Origin of the sequence: Pontimicrobium sp. IMCC45349, assembly GCF_047219225.1 — a bacterium.
Taxonomy (GTDB): Bacteria; Bacteroidota; Bacteroidia; order Flavobacteriales; family Flavobacteriaceae; genus IMCC45349.
In genome coordinates this window covers 1659685-1673752 of the sequence record NZ_CP178208.1, presented here as the reverse complement: position 1 = coordinate 1673752, position 14068 = coordinate 1659685, and the positions used below count along the sequence as shown (strand labels likewise).

Sequence of the window (14068 nt, the reverse complement as noted above, 5' to 3'; positions counted from 1 at the left end):
TTTCCATTCAATTTTCTACCTTTGCGCACATTTAAAATGCTATGGCAAAACTATTTTCGGTAGGCTTTTGGGAAACTATTGCAAGAATTATTCTTCGCAATAGAATTGTCTTTATACTTGCTATAGCAGCAGCTACTTATTTATTTGGCTTACAATGGAATAAGATGCGTTTCACATATACTGAAGCAAATTTATTACCAGACGAACACGAAGTTAATTTAGAATACAATTCATTTTTAGATACTTTTGGAGAAGAAGGTAATTTAATTGTATTAGGAGTAAAAGACACCACTCTTTTTTCTGTTGAAAATTTAAATGCTTGGAATAAACTTTCTGGTAGTTTTAAAGAGTTTGAAGAAGTAGAGTCTGTTGTTGCCATTAGTGACCTTCAAAAATTAATCAAAAACAAAAAGGAAAAACAGTTTAATCTAGAGCCTTTTATTAAAGATTCTATTTCTTCAATTGAAGAGTTAGACAAGCTCCAAGACGAACTATTTAAAAAATATCCTTTTTACGATAATTTCCTTTTTAATAAAGAAACCAAAACAGTACGTTCTGCTATTTATCTAGAAAAAAGTATTGTAAACACTCCTAAACGCAAAGATTTTATTACTGATATTTTAACACCTAAAATTGAAGCTTTTGAAAGAGAGTACAATTTAGATGTTCGCGTTTCTGGAATGCCATATATACGCACTTTAAATTCGCAAAACATTATAGATGAAATAGGTGTTTTTATTAGTGCTGCATTAATTGTTACATCTCTAATTTTCTTTTTCTTTTTTAGATCTTTTAGAGCCACTTTTATTTCCATGTTTGTGGTAATAATTGGAGTAATGTGGACCTTTGGTATTATTGGATTATTAGAATATGAAATTACTGTTCTTACTGCTTTAATTCCGCCATTAATTATTGTTATTGGTATTCCAAATTGTATTTTCCTTATTAACAAATACCAACACGAAGTAAATAAGCATGGTAACAAAGCAAAGTCTTTACAGCGTGTAATTTCTAAAATTGGAAATGCTACACTAATGACTAATGTTACAACAGCTTCTGGTTTTGCTACATTTATTATTACAGAAAGTAAACTACTAAAAGAGTTTGGTACAGTTGCATCATTAAGCATTTTAGCAATATTTATTCTTTGCTTACTTATCATTCCAATTATATACAGTTTTATGCCAATGCCAAAGGACAAGCATTTACAACACTTAAATAAGCGTTGGATTAACACGTTTGTGGATTGGATGGAACGTATGGTGAGACATAGAAAAATAACTATTTATGTTGTCTCACTTATTTTGTTAATAGGAAGTATTATTGGTATTTACCAAATTAAGATTTCTGGAAGCTTGATTGAGGACATGCCTAAAAGTGCCGAATTTTTTAAGGATATTCGCTTTTTTGAAGAAGAGTTTAATGGTATCATGCCACTTGAAATAATGGTGGATACTAAGCGTAAAAAAGGGGTTATGAAACTTTCTACGCTTAAACGCATGAATGAGCTAGAAGAACTAATAATTGAAACTCCTGAGCTTTCAAGACCAATATCAATTGTTAGCCTTGTTAAATACTCAAAACAAGCCTATTATAATGGCAATCCAAAATACTACCAACTACCTTCTACTCAAGAAAACAGTTTTATTTTATCCTATGCAAAAAACTCATCTTCAGACGTTGATTTATTAAACAACTTTGTTGATAGTACTGGACAATATGCTAGAATTACAACATTTATGAAAGATGTTGGTATTGATAAAATGGAACGTATAGAAGAAAACCTTAGAACTAAAATCGACAAGGTTTTACCAGAAGAAAAGTATGATGTTTCCATTACAGGGAAAGCATATCTATTTCAAAAAGGCACAAAATACTTAGTAAACAATCTTATACTATCATTATCGTTAGCCATATTTTTGATTTCTCTATTTATGGCATATATGTTTAGGTCTTTTAGAATGATTATTGTATCGTTAATTCCTAACTTATTACCATTACTTATTACCGCTGGATTAATGGGTTACTTAGGCGTACCTATAAAACCATCAACAATCTTAGTATTTAGTATTGCTTTTGGTATTTCGGTTGATGATACGATACACTTCTTAGCAAAATATAGACAAGAGCTTCAAGCAAACCACTGGAAAATACGAAAATCAGTTTATGCTGCCTTAAGAGAAACTGGAGTTAGCATGTTCTATACATCTATTGTACTATTCTTTGGGTTTTCTGTATTTATCATTTCAAACTTTGGAGGTACAGTAGCCTTAGGAGCATTAGTATCCATGACATTATTATTTGCAATGTTAGCCAATTTATTACTTTTACCTTCATTACTACTATCGTTAGAAAGAAGTATTGCTAATAAAGAAGTTTTAAAAGAACCTAACTTTAAAATTATACCTGAAGAAGATAAGAACGAGGATAATTAATTTCTCTGAATCGCTTATCTTTGCACACTAAAATTAAATTTGTAACCATGACACACAGTACAGTTGCAGAGTTATTAACTCAAGAAACTAAACACATTGAAGTAGAAGCTAAAGGATGGGTAAGAACCTTTAGAGCAAATCGTTTTATTGCCTTAAATGATGGCTCTACTATTAATAATATACAATGTGTAGTAGATTTTGAAAATACTGATGAAGCACTTTTAAAAAGAATTACAACTGGTGCTGCTGTTCATATTAAAGGAACTTTGGTTGAAAGTCAAGGTAAAGGACAAAGTGTAGAAGTACAAGTAACATCTATCGAAATATTAGGTGACGCCGATCCTGATGAAGTTTCAAAAACGATTCTTCAACCAAAACGTCATACTCTAGAAAAGTTAAGAGAACAAGCTCATTTACGTACAAGAACTAATACATTTAGTGCTATCATGCGTTTACGCTCTTCATTATCGTTTGCTATACACCAATACTTTAACCAAAACGGTTTTTACTATATGCATACACCAATAATTACTGGTAGTGATGCTGAAGGTGCAGGTGAAATGTTTAGAGTAACTAGCTTAGATGCTAAAAATCCTCCTTTAAATGAAGAAGGTAATGTTGACTATTCTCAAGACTTCTTTGGAAAAGAAACCAACTTAACAGTTTCTGGACAATTAGAAGCAGAGACTTATGCAATGTCTTTAGGAAAAGTATATACGTTTGGACCAACATTTAGAGCCGAAAACTCTAACACTTCTCGTCATTTATCAGAATTTTGGATGATAGAACCAGAAGTAGCTTTTATGGATCTTGCTGGCAATATGGATTTAGCAGAAGATTTCATGAAGTACGTACTTAGCTATGTTTTAGAAAACAATCCAGATGACCTTGCATTTTTAGAGCAACGTTTAATTCAAGAAGATAAATCTAAACCTCAAGCTGAGCGTAGCACAATGACTCTTACTGAAAAGTTACGATTTGTGATTGATAACAACTTTAAGCGAGTAAGCTATACGGAAGCTATAGAAATATTACGTAACAGTAAACCAAACAAAAAGAAAAAGTTTAAATACTTAATTAACGAATGGGGAGCTGATTTACAAAGTGAACACGAACGTTTTCTTGTTGAAAAGCACTTTAAATGTCCTGTGATTTTATTTGATTATCCAGCTAACATTAAAGCATTTTACATGCGTTTAAATGAAGATGGTAAAACAGTTCGCGCTATGGATATCCTTTTCCCAGGAATTGGTGAAATTGTAGGAGGATCACAACGTGAAGAACGTTTAGAGGTTTTAAAGGAAAAAATGGCAGCTTTAGACATACCAGAAGAAGAGTTATGGTGGTACCTAGACTTACGTAAATATGGAACAGCTGTTCACTCTGGATTTGGACTAGGTTTTGAACGACTAGTTATGTTTGCTACTGGAATGAGTAATATTAGAGATGTAATTCCTTACCCTAGAACTCCGCAGAACGCTGAGTTTTAATCTTAAGAAAATTATAACATAAAACAATCTAGGTTCTTAATGAAAATAGATTGTTTTTTTTATTTTTATACAAACCAAAAAGGAATGCTTAAACAGTATTTACAATTCAAACTATCTCAAAAACTGTCTCCTCAGCAAATACAGCTGATGAAACTCATACAACTACCTACGCAAGCTTTTGAGCAACGCCTTAAACAAGAGTTAGAGGAAAATCCAGCCTTGGAAAGTGGTAAGGACAAAACCGATGAATTTGAAGACACTTTTGATAATACTGAAGATTATAACGACAGTGAAACTATAAATGCGGAAGATATAAATGTAGACGACTATTTAAGCGATGATGAAGTTCCAGAATATAGAATGCAGGCTAATAACTATAGCGTGGACGATGAAGAAAAAAGTGTACCATATGCAGCAGGAACTTCGTTTACTCAGCATTTAATAAATCAACTAAACACATTTAGGCTTGACGAACAAGAACAACAAATCGCTGAATTTTTAGTAGGTAGTGTTGACGATAGTGGTTATATACGAAGATCGTTAGTAGATATTATGGATGATTTGGCATTTACTCAAAATGTCTACACAACCGAAGATAAAATTGAAGAGGTTTTAAAGGTTGTTCAACAACTAGATCCTGCTGGAGTTGGTGCAAGAGATTTACAAGAATGTTTACATATTCAGTTACACAGAAAAACACCTAATGCTAATATTGAACTAGCTTGTGATGTTATAGACAAAGCTTTTGAACAATTTACTAAAAAGCATTATCAAAAATTATTACAAAAGTTTGACATAACCGAAATTCAGTTAAAAGACGCTATTCTTGAAATTGAAAGGTTAAATCCAAAACCTGGTAGTTCCTACTCTAGTAATAGTAGAATTGTAGAACACGTAGTGCCAGATTTTACTATTAAAATTGTTGATGGTGAATTAGAGTTAACTCTTAATGGACGAAATGCTCCAGAATTACATGTTTCTAGAGAATATAATAACATGCTAAAAGGTTATAAAGAATCTAAAGACAAGTCTAAATCGCAAAAAGACGCAGTACTTTTTATAAAACAAAAACTAGATGCAGCTAAATGGTTTATTGACGCTATTAAACAACGTCAACAAACATTATTTGTTACTATGAGTGCTATTATGCACTATCAAAAAGCTTATTTTTTAAGTGGTGATGAACGTCAACTAAAGCCAATGATTTTAAAAGACATTGCTGACGAAATTGACATGGATGTTTCTACGGTTTCTCGTGTAGCAAATAGTAAATATGTAGATACACCTTATGGTACAAAACTTATAAAAGAGTTCTTTAGTGAATCTATGAAGAATGATCAAGGCGAAGATGTTTCAACTAGAGAAATCAAAAAAATCCTTGAAACTGTTGTCGAGGAAGAAGACAAGAAAAAACCATTAACCGACGAGAAACTAGCTAAACTTTTAAAAGAAAAAGGATATCCAATAGCTAGACGTACAGTGGCTAAATATAGAGAACAATTAGATATTCCTGTAGCGCGTTTAAGAAAACAAATTTAGATGAATGCTATACTAAGAAGCATATCGTTTATTTTTCACCCTTTATTCATGCCCTTTTTTGGAGTAGCTTTTTATTTCTCTAAAACTCCAAGGTATATTCCAGATTCTTACATTAAAGCAAAACTTACTGCTTTAATAATTCTAACTATTATTCTACCTCTCTTACTTTTTTACCTTTTAAAAACATTAGGTAAAGTAAAATCTATTTATTTAAGTAATGTAAATGAGCGTATTATTCCGCTTATATTAAATAGTATCATTCTAGTTTTCATTGTTCTTAGAGTATTACCCAGTAATGAATTTATAGAGTTATACTTTTTCTTTATTGGCATTTTACTTTCAACCTTATCTTGCTTAATATTGGCCTTATTAAAGTTTAAAGCTAGCATACATATGATGGCAATTTCTGGAATTTTTATGTTTTTTATTGCCTTAAGCATACACTTTAGCAAAAACATAAATGGCACATTAGCCTTATTTGCTATTATTTGCGGTGCTGTGGCAACTTCAAGACTACACTTGAAAGCGCATAGCAACATAGAACTAATTATTGGCTTTTGCTTAGGTTTTTTTCCTCAACTAATTCTAATAAACTATTGGCTATAGCATATAAAAAATCAAGCCAATCTTTATAGCATTAACATCTATAGACTTACCTTCTAGCTTTGCTGAAGAATCAAAAATAGGGTTTAAACCATAATATACATAACCATTCCATGTATTATAACCCACACCTAAAGTTAATCCGTATTGCAATTCATCAAAATCCTTAATATTTTTATGCTTTATGGTTCCATTAGCCCCAACATATTTAGATGTAGAAGCAAATACATATCCAATTTTAAATCCAGTATAAATCCTCCAAAACTTATACGTATCTGGTGTAGATGAACGCCATCTTAATTCAAGTGGTAACTCAATCAAATGCTGAGAAATTTTGTTCTTGGTAAAATCTTCGCTAGATATTAAATCATAAACGTAATTACCATCAGTATCTTTATCAATAAATAAGTTTTGATTAAATGAATTGGTCGAATAACCTAAACCTAAACCCATAGCCCAATTTCTATTTGTATTAATAGGCATATCTTTAATAAACCCAACATGAAATCCACTTGAAAAACTATTTTGAGACATGTTATCTGGCATTTTACCTAATAGGTTATATGTAACTCCAAAATAAAACTGATCTTCTTTATAAAGGCTATCTGCAATTACCTCTTCCACTTCTTCTTGTTGCGCTAAAGATATAGGCGCTAAAAAGAAAAAAAGAATGAGTGCTAAAATGTATTTCATGATTAAATAACTTTGTAAACAAATATAAAGTATAAATTACAGCATATAAAAAAGGCATTCTTTAAAAGAATGCCTTTTTCTATTTTAACAAATAAAGATTGTTCCTATTGCATATTGGTTAAGGCATCACCCTTACCAGTAGTATAGTTAATTTTAAGCGCGTTTACTTTTCTAAGTTCTTGCTTAACATCACCAACTATTCCCATATTAGCTTCTTTATCAACTTTTAAAGATACTGTTAAAAAAGGTATTAATTCTTCTCTCAATGCAGCTCTTTCAGCACTAATAAAGGCACCTACTTCACTTAAGCTAGCAAAGTTATCGTTAAGTTGAATAGTAGCTTCGGTACCAAACTTTTCATAACCAGCACTTGGTTTACCCATATATATATAACTTATTGGGTTTTTCTTATCAAGCTTTTCAACTTGATCAGCAACTGGTAAACTGTTTTGTATTTTTAATGAATTTTCTCTCATTACAGTAGCAACCATAAAAAAGAATAATAACATAAATACAATATCTGGTAATGATGCTGTAGAAATAGCAGGTAATCCTCCGTCTTTTTTCTTTTTAAATTTTGACATGTTGTTTTCTATTAAATTTAAAACTACTGAACTTCAGATAATTTTTGAGGAATCTCAACTTTGATTTTATCAATCAATTCTTTTAATTTCTCTTTATTACCTGTAAATCTTGCATCTTTATAAGCAACTTGCATTTCGACAAAATTCATATCTCTGAATTTACTCCATTCTGGAGTATTGCCTAATTCTAAAGCTCTTCTATTTCTTAATACATTATATGCTCCTACCAATTCGTTTTGAACAGATATGTAAGCTGCATACGATGTTTCACGTTCGTTCTTTAAAGATATAATTGCCTTGTCTGGATTATCTGAAGATTTTGGATCTCTTTTACCTTTACAATAGTTACAAGAACCATCTCCTCCATTATCTAAAAACTCAACAGCTGCTGCTCTTAAGTCTTTAAGCTCCATTAATTCATCTTCGACAAGCAATTGATCTTTACCATTTAGTAATACTGTAAAAATATTTTTCTGCTTAATTACAACATCTTCATCAGATTCTTCCATAGGCGGAAGTTTACGGCTAATCCCCGAATCCTTTTCGATAGTTGTAGTAACTAAGAAAAATATTAACAGTAAGAAAGCAATGTCAGCCATTGAGCCTGCATTAACTTCTGGTGCTGATCTTTTTGCCATATTACTTAATCATTTTTTTAACTCCAGAGAATAACATTGATCCTCCAGCAATTATAATAAGAGCATAAAATAAATATAATCCTGCTCCTACTAGTTTTGAACCACCTTCAGATAATACTTCACCATCTTTTAAAGGAGTCTCTACTCCATTTGCAAATCCGAAATAGCAAATCAATGCTAATAATGCAAACGACCCGAATCCAATTAAAGTATTCTTAAGGTTTGATGGATTTGTAAATACATTCTTCAAGGTAAATAAAACCACTAGAGCTAAAGTAAGAAACAGTACAGCATAAGCAATATACATAAATGTAGACACTGTGCCTTCTGATTCACCAGCCTTAATAGCTTCATCACCAGCATTAATAATACTAACTAGGAAGAAGATAGATATTACTCCCACTATCCCAGCGATTATTGTTATTATTTTTTGTGAATTCATAATAAATTTAGAATTTATTGTTGTTATTACTTCTTGTGTCTTACTAATAAATCCATCAATGAGATTGATGCATCTTCCATATCATTTACAATGCTATCAATTTTAGCAATGATATAGTTGTAGAAAATTTGAAGAATAATAGCAACGATAAGTCCAAATACTGTTGTTAAAAGTGCTACTTTAATACCACCTGCAACAAGAGAAGGTTGCATATCACCTGCAGCTTCAATTTTATCGAATGCTTGAATCATACCAATTACTGTTCCCATGAACCCTAACATTGGAGCTAATGCGATAAATAATGAAATCCAAGATACGTTTTTCTCTAATTGTCCCATTTGAACACCACCATAAGCTACAACAGCTTTTTCAGCAGCATCGATATCTTCGTCAGCTCTATCTAAACCTTGATAGAAAATAGAAGCAACTGGTCCTTTTGTGTTTCTACAAACTTCTTTTGCAGCTTCAACACCACCAGATGCTAATGCTTCCTCAACATTTTGAGTTAATTTTTTAGAGTTTGTAGTAGATAAGTTTAAGAAGATAATTCTTTCTATTGCTATAGCCAATCCTAGAATTAAACATAATAGTACAATTCCCATAAATCCTGGGCCTCCTTCAATAAATCTCTTTTTTAATTCTTGATGAAAACCTAAGTCTTCACCATCTGCAGCAGCTCCTTCTTCGTCTTGAGCTACGTTAACAATTGTATTTGCAAATGTGTGTGTGTTCGCATATGTATTTGCATTTACAGTTCCGAATGCCATAATACATGCGATGGCTAGAATAGAAAATAATCTTTTCATTGTTCTTGTTCTTAATTTTATTAGTTAAAGCGTTAAAGATAAAAAAAAATTGTAATTAAAAAATAAAAATACCACAGAGAATAAGGCTTCATAACAGTTTTTAACTTTGTTCTCTATATTATTTATACCAAAAGTAACTTTATTACTTTTTTAAGCTTAAAGACTCTTTAAGTTTAAGTTACTGAAGCAGAGAGGAAGGGATTCGAACCCTCGATACGCTTTTGACGTATACACACTTTCCAGGCGTGCGCCTTCGACCACTCGGCCACCTCTCTATAGTTTAACTACTATGGGCCAAATAAAGAAAAAAATGTTTAAACCTTAAAACTTTGCGTGTTATTATTTAAGATAGCTCGCCTCTTAGTGAAGTTTCAAATACAGTTTTAAAAACTTTTTTAGATACTTTTTGTCCTAATAAGTACATTAGTTTGGTTATGGCAGCTTCAGTAGTAATGTCCTTTCCTGATATAACTCCTATACTCTTTAAAGCTGTACTAGTTTCATATTGCCCCATAATTACACTACCTCCAGAACATTGAGTTACATTAATAATATGTATACCTTTTTTAATGGCTTCTTTTACTAATTTTATAAACCAATCTTCAGTTGTTGAATTTCCAGCACCATATGTTTCAAGTATAACACCCTTTAAGTTTGAAATGGAGAAAAAAGATTCTAGAACATTCTTAGACATCCCTGGAAATAGTTTTATGATAGCTACATTATTATTTAAAACTTTATGAACTTTAAAACTTTTTTTAGATGAAGGTATTAATAAGTGTTCTTGATTTACTTTTAAATGAACACCTGACTCAGCTAAATCAGGATAATTAAGAGATGAGAAAGCTTCAAAATGTTCTGCATTTATTTTGGTAGTTCGATTACCACGATAAAGCTTGTATTCAAAATACAAACAAACTTCTTGTACTATAGGTCTTCCTCTTTTTTGCAATGAAGCAATCTGAATAGATGTAATTAAATTTTCTTTTGCATCAGTTCGTAAATCACCAATAGGTAATTGAGACCCTGTAAAGATTACAGGCTTCGCTAAATTCTCTAACATAAAACTAAGTGCTGATGCAGAGTAGCTCATCGTATCACTTCCATGCAAAACCACAAAACCATCACATCTATTATAGTTTTCTTCAATAATACTAGCAATTTCAACCCAATATTCAGGTCTCATATTAGAAGAGTCAATAGGATTCTCAAAAGCAACAGTATCTATTGTACAGTCTAATAGTTTTAACTCAGGAATTTTAATAAGCAAATTGTCAAAATCAAAAGCTCTTAAAGCTCCTGTTTCTGAATCTTTAATCATTCCAATAGTTCCTCCTGTATAAATTAAAAGTATGTTTGGTTGACTCATTTTTAAATACTAAATACTTCTTTTGAATTTGCTGTCGTAATTTCGGCAATTTTTTCTATTGGTAACTCATAAATTTCAGACAATTTATTTATTACGTTAACTATATAACTACTTTCATTACGTTTACCTCTATATGGCTTTGGTGCCAAATATGGTGAATCGGTTTCTAAAACTATATGTTTTAAATCTATTTGATTTAAAAACTTATCTATTTTCCCATTTTTAAAAGTAACAACACCTCCAATTCCTAATTTCATATTAAAGGATATTGCTCTTTTTGCTTGTTCAATCGTTCCAGTAAAACAATGAAAAATTCCAAATAAATCTTCGCTTTTCTCTCCTTCTAACACATCAAATATTTCATCAAAAGCTTCTCTACAATGTATTACTATTGGGAGTTTATATTTTTTAGCAAGTTGTATTTGTCTTTTAAATGCATCTTGCTGAATTGCTAATGTTGTTTTATCCCAATACAAATCAATTCCAATTTCACCTACAGCACAAAAAGATCTTTGAGCAAACATTTCTTCAACATGACTTAACTCTTCTTCATAATTTTCTTTTACATGGGTTGGGTGTAATCCCATCATTAAAAAAACATTTTCAGGGAAATCTTTTTCCAATTGAAGCATTGACTTAGTATATGTAGAATCTATAGCAGGTATAAAAAAACGAGAAACACCATTTTCAATGGCACGCTTAATCATTTCCGACCTATCATCATCAAATGCTTCGCTATATAAATGTGTATGTGTATCTGTAATAATCATTTTGCAAAAATAAGTTTTTGCTGGTAAAACTATATTGAAAATATCGTAGGTTTGAAAAAAAATTACAATGACACTGCAATCATTTTTAATAGATCAAGGATACACCAAAGTTAAACTCCATTTAACTAAGACTAATCATTTTGAAATCATTGCAAAAATAAATAGCACAAAAGGATTATTTATTTTGGATACTGGAGCTTCAAACTCTTGTATTGGTTATGATTACATTGAAAGATTTAATCTTAAAACTGAAGAATCTGAAGTTAAAGCTGCAGGAGCTGGAGCTATAAACATGGATACTAAAATATCTAAAAACAATACTTTAAAGATTGGTAAATGGAAACAAAAAAAAGTATCAATTGTAATTTTTGACCTTACACATGTTAATACTGCACTTACAACTCATAATTCCAAACCTGTTGATGGAATTATTGGGGCAGATATTTTAAAAAAAGGGAAAGCAATTATAGATTACGAAAAAAAATATTTATATCTTAAGCTTTAATTACATCCATAGATTTTTTTAATGAATTCTTCAATAATAATAGCAGACGATCATCCTTTAGTTTTAAAAGGATTAAAAGACTTTTTACTTGAAAAAAAATACAATGTAATAGATAGTGCTGTTGACGGAAAAGAAGCCTATAATCTGATTATAAAACACAAACCAGATATAGCCATTCTAGATATTAAAATGCCTTTTAAAACTGGTATTGAAATTGCCGAAGAGTGTAACGTAAAAAACGTTAAAACTAAAATAGTGCTTATTACTTTTGAAAAAGACATTAATCTATACAAAAAAGCAAAAGAGCTAAATGTATTTGGATATGTATTAAAAGAGTTTGCATTAACAGAAATTGAAAACTGTATTTCTTCTGTTCAAAACAACACACCATATTTTAGTCCTGAGCTAATTGATTACTTAGCACCTAACAAACCTCCAGAATCAATTAATGATTTGACAAATGCAGAAAAAAGAGTCCTCTCTTTTATCGCTCAAAATAAGACTGCTAAGGAAATTGGTGACATTTTAAGCATATCAAGCAGGACTGTAGAGAAACATAAAAGCCATATTATCAGAAAGTTAAACCTGGAACCAAAGCATAGTAGCTTATCACTTTTTGCTAAAGAATACGAGATTTACTTAATTTAAAAAATACGTATTTCTACGTATTGTTTGGTATTTATTTATTTCAGATTTTTACAGTGCTATTAATTAGTTCTTAGGGAGAATTAAGAAAGCCTTGGATCATTCGTGGTTCGAGGCTTTCAAATTAAACAATCCCATCTCACTTTTTTTGCCTCATAAAATTTGACATGGAAAACAACAACAAGGATTTAAAAACTAAAGTACTATTTATACTTTTAATTAGTATTGTTTTAATAGTACTCTCTTTTAATGTTTTAGTTAGTTTATATTAAAAAAGGCAGCCAATGGCTGCCTTTTTTAATAATAATAATAATAATAAATACTATTTATTATAACTCTAATGCTTTTTTAATTTCATTATCCATTAATAATTCTGTTGGGTTTTCTAAAGCTTCTTTAACTGCAACTAAGAAACCTACAGATTCTCTACCATCAATAATTCTATGGTCATAAGATAATGCAACATACATAATTGGTCTAATTTCTACTTTACCATCTATAGCAACTGGACGTTCTACAATATTATGCATTCCTAAAATTCCACTTTGTGGAGGGTTAATAATAGGAGTTGATAACATACTTCCAAATACACCTCCATTAGAAATAGTAAATGTTCCTCCAGTCATTTCATCGACTGTAATTTGACCATCTCTTGCTCTTAATGCCAACCTTTTCACTTCGGCTTCAACACCTCTAAATGTTAAGTTTTCAGCATTTCTAATTACTGGTACCATTAATCCTTTTGGTCCAGATACAGCTATACTTATATCACAAAAATCATAGCTAAGCATTTCCTTACCATCAATCATTGAGTTAACAGCAGGATACATTTTTAATGCTCTTACAACTGCTAATGTAAAGAAAGACATAAATCCTAAACTTACACCATGTTTAGCTTTAAAGGCTTCTTTATACTCTTTTCGTAATGCAAATATTGGAGACATATCTACTTCGTTAAAAGTAGTTAACATTGCTGTAGTGTTTTTTGCTTCAACAAGACGCTCTGCTACTTTACGACGTAACATAGACATTTTACTTCTAGAAGTACCTCTACTTCCTCCTGTTGGTGTTCCCATAGAAGGTACTGCATTTACAGCATCTTCTTTAGTTATACGTCCATCTTTACCAGTTCCTTTTACTTCACTAGCAGCAATACCTTTTTCAGCTAAAACTTTCTTTGCCGCTGGACTTGCAGTTCCAGTTGCATACGTTTTTGACTCTGCTACTGCTGGAGCTTTAGGTGCTTCTTTAACAGCTTCTGGTTTTGCCTCTTCTTTTGCTGGTGCATCACCTTCTGGTTTTGCAGCACTAGTATCAATTAAACATACTATAGCTCCAACCTCAACCGCATCACCTTCTTCAGCTTTAAGAGTAATTGTTCCACTAGCTTCTGCAGGAAGTTCTAGCGTTGCTTTATCACTATCAACCTCGGCTATTGCTTGATCTTTTTCTACATAATCTCCATCTTGCACTAACCATTCAGCTATTTCAACTTCTGTGATTGACTCTCCTGGTGAAGGAACTTTCATTTCTAAAATCATTATTCTTG

General features: G+C 31.2%; 14 protein-coding genes and 1 tRNA gene. 6 read left to right on the top strand and 9 right to left on the bottom strand.

From position 1 onward, the window contains the following. Positions 1 to 41: 41 nt before the first annotated feature. The 4 genes from ACLII3_RS07830 (at position 42) to ACLII3_RS07815 (ending at position 6070) form a co-directional block, all read left to right on the top strand. The gene (locus ACLII3_RS07830; protein ID WP_412987838.1) at positions 42 to 2435 is read left to right on the top strand and encodes an efflux RND transporter permease subunit; all 2394 of its coding nucleotides are present in this window, start codon (positions 42 to 44) and stop codon (positions 2433 to 2435) included. A 47-nt stretch (positions 2436 to 2482) separates the two neighbouring features. Further along, positions 2483 to 3925: an asparagine--tRNA ligase gene (asnS, locus tag ACLII3_RS07825; RefSeq protein WP_412987836.1), complete on the top strand. Its 1443-nt coding sequence runs from the start codon at positions 2483 to 2485 to the stop codon at positions 3923 to 3925. An 84-nt stretch (positions 3926 to 4009) separates the two neighbouring features. After that, a complete protein-coding gene (rpoN, locus tag ACLII3_RS07820; protein ID WP_412987834.1) occupies positions 4010 to 5464 on the top strand; it encodes an RNA polymerase factor sigma-54 in 1455 nt (484 codons plus the stop codon). Further along, positions 5465 to 6070 carry a hypothetical protein gene (locus tag ACLII3_RS07815; RefSeq protein ID WP_412987832.1) on the top strand — a complete coding sequence of 202 codons (606 nt, stop codon included), beginning with the start codon at positions 5465 to 5467 and terminating at the stop codon, positions 6068 to 6070. It begins immediately after the preceding gene. On the opposite strand, the gene ACLII3_RS07810 is transcribed toward ACLII3_RS07815, so the two are convergent. The 8 genes from ACLII3_RS07810 to ACLII3_RS07775 form a co-directional block, all read right to left on the bottom strand. Further along, the gene (locus ACLII3_RS07810) at positions 6065 to 6760 is read right to left on the bottom strand and encodes a porin family protein (protein WP_412987831.1); all 696 of its coding nucleotides are present in this window, start codon (positions 6758 to 6760) and stop codon (positions 6065 to 6067) included. The genes ACLII3_RS07815 and ACLII3_RS07810 overlap by 6 nt on opposite strands. Positions 6761 to 6864: 104 nt before the next feature. Next, a complete protein-coding gene (locus ACLII3_RS07805; RefSeq protein WP_412987830.1) occupies positions 6865 to 7344 on the bottom strand; it encodes an ExbD/TolR family protein in 480 nt (159 codons plus the stop codon). A gap of 23 nt (positions 7345 to 7367) precedes the next feature. After that, on the bottom strand, positions 7368 to 7982 hold the full coding sequence (locus ACLII3_RS07800; protein WP_412987828.1) for an ExbD/TolR family protein: 615 nt from the start codon (positions 7980 to 7982) through the stop codon (positions 7368 to 7370). A 1-nt stretch (position 7983) separates the two neighbouring features. After that, a complete protein-coding gene (locus ACLII3_RS07795) occupies positions 7984 to 8424 on the bottom strand; it encodes a hypothetical protein (protein ID WP_412987826.1) in 441 nt (146 codons plus the stop codon). Between the two features lie 26 nt (positions 8425 to 8450). After that, positions 8451 to 9230 carry a MotA/TolQ/ExbB proton channel family protein gene (locus ACLII3_RS07790; RefSeq protein WP_412987825.1) on the bottom strand — a complete coding sequence of 260 codons (780 nt, stop codon included), beginning with the start codon at positions 9228 to 9230 and terminating at the stop codon, positions 8451 to 8453. A gap of 187 nt (positions 9231 to 9417) precedes the next feature. After that, positions 9418 to 9505: transfer RNA gene (locus tag ACLII3_RS07785), tRNA-Ser, on the bottom strand. A 68-nt stretch (positions 9506 to 9573) separates the two neighbouring features. Continuing rightward, positions 9574 to 10599 (bottom strand): asparaginase, encoded by a 1026-nt coding sequence (locus ACLII3_RS07780; RefSeq protein WP_412987824.1) that lies wholly within the window; start codon positions 10597 to 10599, stop codon positions 9574 to 9576. Between the two features lie 2 nt (positions 10600 to 10601). Beyond that, complete coding sequence (locus ACLII3_RS07775) at positions 10602 to 11369, bottom strand: TatD family hydrolase (protein ID WP_412987823.1); 768 nt, start codon at positions 11367 to 11369, stop codon at positions 10602 to 10604. Between the two features lie 67 nt (positions 11370 to 11436). Here ACLII3_RS07775 and ACLII3_RS07770 point away from each other — a divergent pair, with 67 nt between their 5' ends. Both ACLII3_RS07770 and ACLII3_RS07765 read left to right on the top strand, forming a co-directional pair. Beyond that, a complete protein-coding gene (locus ACLII3_RS07770) occupies positions 11437 to 11874 on the top strand; it encodes a retropepsin-like aspartic protease (RefSeq protein WP_412987822.1) in 438 nt (145 codons plus the stop codon). 21 nt (positions 11875 to 11895) lie between these two features. After that, positions 11896 to 12522: a DNA-binding response regulator gene (locus ACLII3_RS07765; protein WP_412987821.1), complete on the top strand. Its 627-nt coding sequence runs from the start codon at positions 11896 to 11898 to the stop codon at positions 12520 to 12522. Between the two features lie 326 nt (positions 12523 to 12848). On the opposite strand, the gene odhB is transcribed toward ACLII3_RS07765, so the two are convergent. Beyond that, a complete protein-coding gene (gene odhB, locus ACLII3_RS07760) occupies positions 12849 to 14060 on the bottom strand; it encodes a 2-oxoglutarate dehydrogenase complex dihydrolipoyllysine-residue succinyltransferase (RefSeq protein ID WP_412987820.1) in 1212 nt (403 codons plus the stop codon). Positions 14061 to 14068 lie beyond the last annotated feature (8 nt).

Bases quoted from the DNA above. Each gene is read 5' to 3' on its own strand.
- ACLII3_RS07790 (WP_412987825.1), bottom strand. From the start codon at position 9,230: ATGAAAAGATTATTTTCTATTCTAGCCATCGCATGTATTATGGCATTC.
- ACLII3_RS07805 (WP_412987830.1), bottom strand. From the start codon at position 7,344: ATGTCAAAATTTAAAAAGAAAAAAGACGGAGGATTACCTGCTATTTCT.
- ACLII3_RS07815 (WP_412987832.1), top strand. From the start codon at position 5,465: ATGAATGCTATACTAAGAAGCATATCGTTTATTTTTCACCCTTTATTC.
- ACLII3_RS07795 (WP_412987826.1), bottom strand. From the start codon at position 8,424: ATGAATTCACAAAAAATAATAACAATAATCGCTGGGATAGTGGGAGTA.
- ACLII3_RS07775 (WP_412987823.1), bottom strand. From the start codon at position 11,369: ATGATTATTACAGATACACATACACATTTATATAGCGAAGCATTTGAT.
- ACLII3_RS07780 (WP_412987824.1), bottom strand. From the start codon at position 10,599: ATGAGTCAACCAAACATACTTTTAATTTATACAGGAGGAACTATTGGA.
- ACLII3_RS07770 (WP_412987822.1), top strand. From the start codon at position 11,437: ATGACACTGCAATCATTTTTAATAGATCAAGGATACACCAAAGTTAAA.
- ACLII3_RS07800 (WP_412987828.1), bottom strand. From the start codon at position 7,982: ATGGCAAAAAGATCAGCACCAGAAGTTAATGCAGGCTCAATGGCTGAC.
- rpoN (WP_412987834.1), top strand. From the start codon at position 4,010: ATGCTTAAACAGTATTTACAATTCAAACTATCTCAAAAACTGTCTCCT.
- ACLII3_RS07765 (WP_412987821.1), top strand. From the start codon at position 11,896: ATGAATTCTTCAATAATAATAGCAGACGATCATCCTTTAGTTTTAAAA.
- ACLII3_RS07830 (WP_412987838.1), top strand. From the start codon at position 42: ATGGCAAAACTATTTTCGGTAGGCTTTTGGGAAACTATTGCAAGAATT.
- asnS (WP_412987836.1), top strand. From the start codon at position 2,483: ATGACACACAGTACAGTTGCAGAGTTATTAACTCAAGAAACTAAACAC.
- ACLII3_RS07810 (WP_412987831.1), bottom strand. From the start codon at position 6,760: ATGAAATACATTTTAGCACTCATTCTTTTTTTCTTTTTAGCGCCTATA.
- odhB (WP_412987820.1), bottom strand. From the start codon at position 14,060: ATGATTTTAGAAATGAAAGTTCCTTCACCAGGAGAGTCAATCACAGAA.